Below are 4,122 nucleotides of genomic sequence, written 5' to 3'. Positions count from 1 at the left end.
GCGCGTGGTGTCCACCTGGCCGGGGTGGTTCGGCGACGACCGCCCCCGCGAGGCCCTCCTCGGCGACCCGGCCTTCGCGGCGACCCGCCAGGACGTGCTCCAGGCCCTGGCGCGGGAATCCCACCTGGCCGACGGCGGAGCCGCCCTATGACAATCCGAGTCCTCCGATCCGCCGCTCCCGCCTGCGTGACGATCCTGCTGGTCCTCGCCGCGTGGATCACGATCACCGCGCTCGAACTCGTTCCGGCCTACGTCATCCCCGCGCCCGGCGCCGTGCTCGACTCGCTCGTGACCACCTGGCCCGACCGGCTCGGTTCCGCCACGCTGCTGACCGCCTCCGAGACCCTCCTGGGTGTGGTCCTCGGAGTGGTCGTCGCGGTGATCGTCGTGATCATCAGCGCGTTCGTGCCCACCATCGGTCAGGCCATGACCCCACTGCTGGTCGCCTCGCAGGCCATCCCGGTGATCGTGATCGGTCCGCTACTGACGATCTCCCTCGGGTACGGGATGGCGCCGAAGGTCATCGTCGTCGCCCTGTTGTGTTTCTTCCCCGTCGCCCTCAACCTCCTCTCCGGCGTGCGGGCCGTCGACGCCCGGGTGATCGACACGCTGCGGAGCCTGCACGCCACCCGGTGGTCGCTCTTCTGGCGGGTTCGTCTGCCGTCCGCCGCGCCCCGCGGGTTCGCCGGATTGCGCGTCTCGGTCACGTTCGCGCCGGTGGCCGCGGTGTTCGCCGAGTACACCGGGTCGACCAACGGCCTGGGGTACCTCATGCTGCAGGCCATCCCGCGTCTCCAGACGGACTTCGTCTTCGCCCAGGTGGTCGTGCTGACGATCATGTCCAGCGTCCTGCTGGCCACCGTGACCATCCTCGAACGACTCATCTGCCCGTGGAACACCCCCACCGAAAGGACCCCATCATGACCCACACACCCACCAGCGCGGCCCCACGCCGGACCGTCACCCGACCGGGCGTCACCCGACCCGGCGTCCGCATGCTCGCGATCGCCGCCGCTGCGGCGCTGGCCCTGACCGGATGCCAGGCGGCTTCGGACGATGCGGACACGACCGAGACCGGAGCCGCACCGGTGAGTGTCCTGCTGGACTGGAGCCCCAATCCCGATCACGTGGCGCTGTACACCGCGCAGCACACCGGCGCGTACGGCGACGCCGGCGTCGACGTGACGTTCATGACGCCCGCCAACACGGCCGACGCCGCGCGGGAGGTGTCCCTGGGGCGGGCGGACCTGGCCATCTCGTATGAGCCCGACACCCTCATCGCCGCGGAACAGGGCCTCGACGTGATCTCGGTGGCCGCCCTGATCCCCACCTCGCTGACCTCGCTGATCGCCAGGACGGAGTCCGGGATCACCACCGCGGCCGACCTGGAGGGCAGGACCGTGGGGCTGTCGGGTCTGGCCTCCCAGCAGCCGACTCTGGACTTCATCGCCCGGGAGGCCGGGGTCGACCCGGGTTCGATCTCCACCCCCAACGTGCAGCAGAGCCTCAACCAGGCGCTCCTCACCGACCAGGTCGACGCGATCTTCGGAGCATTCCGCAACATCGAGGGCGTCGAGCTCACCGCTCAGGGCGACGTCGTGGTGCTGCCGGCCACCGAACTCGGGGTGCCGGACTACGCGGAACTGGTGATCATCGCCAACCCGACCCGCCTCGCCGACGACGCCGACTACGCCGAGCGGGTGCGGCACTTCCTCGCGGGGACCGCGGAGGGTCAGGCCGCGGCGCTGCGGGACCGGCAGGTCGCGATCGACGCCCTCACCCCCGAGACCCAGGGCTCCTACGACCCGGACATCCTGGAGATGATGATCGACGCCACGCTCGAGCTGCTACCCGAGGACGATTTCGGTCGGCAGTCGGACGAGGACTGGGCGGCATACGCGAGGTGGATGTACCAGAACGGGCTGCTGGAGACCGAGGTCGACGGTGCCGCCGCCACGACCAACGACTACCTGCCCGGAGCCGGCGACTAGAACCGCGCCCCGCCATCCAGCAGGCCCCGCCCGAGAGAGGCCCGCCAGCCATTCGACGTCGGGGATCGGCCTGCCTCAGTTCGGGGAGGCCTCCCGCAACCGCGCGAGCAGCGGCTCGGCGGCCTCCTCGAGGAACCGGTCCAGGGTGGAGTCGCCGATCTGGATCAGCGCGACGTCCGTGTACCCGGCCTCCCAGTAGGGCTGGATCTTCTCGACGATCGCGTCCAGGTCGGGACCGCAGGGAAGTTGCTCGGCCACGTCCTCGGGGCGGACGAACTTGGTGGCGGCGGCGAATCCGGCGGTGGTGGGCAGGTCGGCGTTGGCGGCCCAGCCCCCGGCGAACCAGCGGAACTGGTCGTGCGCCCGCTCGACGGCCGCCTTCTCGGACTCGGGATCCCAACTGATGGGGATCTGGGCGATGGCCCGGGCACCGTCACCGATGTTCTTCCGTCCCTCGAGCGCGTTCCAGTTCTCGATGTGGGCGGGCTCCGGCTCGGTGGCGATGAGGTGATCGGCGAGCGGCCCGAGCCGGCCGACGGCCTTTTCCCCGCCGGCTGCCACGCCGATCGGCACCCGCTTCTCGGGCAGGTCCCACAGCCGGGCCGAGTCCACGCGGAAGTGCTCGCCGGAGTAGGTCACCAGGCCGCCGTCGAACAGTTCGCCGATGATCTCCAGAGCCTCCACCGTCATCTCGTGTCGCTCGTCGACCGAGGGCCACCGCTGACCCACCACGTGCTCGTTGAGGTTCTCCCCCGCGCCGATGCCCAGCATGAACCGGCCGTCGGACATGATCTGCACGGTCGCGGCCTTCTGTGCCACCACCGCGGGGTGGTAGCGCAGGATCGGGCAGGTGACATACGTGCACAGGTCCACCCTCTCGGTGACGTGAGCCACGGCGCCCAGGACACTCCATACGTACGGCGCGTGGCCTTGCGAGGACAGCCACGGGAAGTAGTGGTCCGAGGCCACCTCGAAGTCGAATCCCGCCTGCTCGGCCTTGGCGGCGTAGCGGACGAGTTCCTTGGGGCCGGACTGTTCGGTCATGAGCGTGTATCCGAAACGTGTCATGGCTCCGAGGGTGCGCCGGGCCCGGGCTTGTCGCCACCGGTCGCCACCCGGGCGGGGGCCACCGGTTGACACCCGGGCGGGGGCCACCGGTTGCCGGCCTCCCGAGGGCGGTGCACGGTCGGACGCATGACCACTACACCGCGCGCCCTCCTCCTCGACGTCGACGGCACCCTGGTCGACTCCACCTACGTCCACGTCTGGACCTGGCACCGCGCCCTGGCCGAGGCCGGCGCGCCGGTGCCGTTCGTGGAGGTGCACCACCGGATCGGCAAGGACGGGTCCACGCTGGTGGACGAACTCCTGGATCTCGCAGGTGTCGACGACGACGAGGACCGCGAACGCGTGGCGAGCCGGGCCAAGGATCTGCATTCTGAGTACTACGCGGAGGCGACGCTGCGCCTGCTCCCCGGTGGCCGCGACCTCATCCGTGGCGCCAAGGAGCGGGGGTGGATCGTCGTGCTCGCGACCTCGGCGGCACCGTCGGAGTTCGAGCAGGCCCGGGAGCTTCTCGATGTCGACGACCACGTGGACGCCGTGACCACGGGCGAGGACGTCGACCAGGCCAAGCCCGATCCCACCATCGTGGCGATCGCCCTCGAGCGCTCGGGCGTCGACGCCGCGGACGCGATCATGGTGGGCGATGCGACGTGGGACGCCATCGCGGCCGGCAAACTGGGCATCCGCTCGGTAGCCGTGCGGACGGGCGGTATCGGCGACGCCGAACTTCGTGAAGCCGGGTTCTCCGCTATCGCCGACGACGCCGCCGGCGTCCTGGACCTCCTCACGTCCGGCGCCCTCTAGTCGCCGGGGGGGCCTGGCAGGGAGCGCCTCTGCCGCGCCTCCCAAACCCACCCCGGCCGCCTCCGCTTCGCCCTCTGCTTCGGCACGTCAGCCTCGCCCCCCTGCCTTATGCGTCCTCTTCGGCCTATGCGTTCTCTTCGGCCTATGCGTCCTCTTCGACCGCATTCCGCACACTTGTGCGGCGGCTCGGGACCATTGCGCACGCGCACCTCAGGGCGACCGGCACGGGACCCGGCGAGCCCGGCGGGCCCGCCTGCCGCCC

General features: G+C 70.7%; 4 protein-coding genes. 3 read left to right on the top strand and 1 reads right to left on the bottom strand.

What is annotated here, in order from left to right; all coding sequences use genetic code 11:
• Nucleotides 1-147: 147 nt before the first annotated feature.
• Both G6019_RS10680 and G6019_RS10675 read left to right on the top strand, forming a co-directional pair.
• A complete protein-coding gene (locus G6019_RS10680) occupies nt 148-924 on the top strand; it encodes an ABC transporter permease (RefSeq protein WP_182613360.1) in 777 nt (258 codons plus the stop codon).
• Nucleotides 921-1,991, top strand: a complete 1,071-nt coding sequence (locus tag G6019_RS10675; protein ID WP_182613361.1) for an ABC transporter substrate-binding protein — start codon at nt 921-923, stop codon at nt 1,989-1,991. Before G6019_RS10680 ends, G6019_RS10675 begins: the two co-directional genes overlap by 4 nt.
• A 75-nt stretch (nt 1,992-2,066) precedes the next feature.
• Here G6019_RS10675 and G6019_RS10670 read toward each other — a convergent pair whose 3' ends face one another.
• Nucleotides 2,067-3,059: a TIGR03557 family F420-dependent LLM class oxidoreductase gene (locus G6019_RS10670; protein WP_182613362.1), complete on the bottom strand. Its 993-nt coding sequence runs from the start codon at nt 3,057-3,059 to the stop codon at nt 2,067-2,069.
• Nucleotides 3,060-3,185: 126 nt separating this feature from the next.
• Between G6019_RS10670 and G6019_RS10665 the strand changes: the two genes are divergently transcribed.
• Nucleotides 3,186-3,860 (top strand): HAD family hydrolase, encoded by a 675-nt coding sequence (locus G6019_RS10665; protein ID WP_107756046.1) that lies wholly within the window; start codon nt 3,186-3,188, stop codon nt 3,858-3,860.
• The last annotated feature ends 262 nt before the right edge of the window (nt 3,861-4,122 follow it).

The organism is Dietzia sp. DQ12-76 (genome assembly GCF_014145045.1).
Taxonomy (GTDB): domain Bacteria; phylum Actinomycetota; class Actinomycetes; order Mycobacteriales; family Mycobacteriaceae; genus Dietzia.
The sequence above is the reverse complement of the archived record's forward strand: the minus strand, read 5'-3'. Positions and strand labels throughout refer to the sequence as shown.

Bases quoted from the DNA above. Each gene is read 5' to 3' on its own strand.
- G6019_RS10680 (WP_182613360.1), top strand. From the start codon at position 148: ATGACAATCCGAGTCCTCCGATCCGCCGCTCCCGCCTGCGTGACGATC.
- G6019_RS10675 (WP_182613361.1), top strand. From the start codon at position 921: ATGACCCACACACCCACCAGCGCGGCCCCACGCCGGACCGTCACCCGA.
- G6019_RS10670 (WP_182613362.1), bottom strand. From the start codon at position 3,059: ATGACACGTTTCGGATACACGCTCATGACCGAACAGTCCGGCCCCAAG.
- G6019_RS10665 (WP_107756046.1), top strand. From the start codon at position 3,186: ATGACCACTACACCGCGCGCCCTCCTCCTCGACGTCGACGGCACCCTG.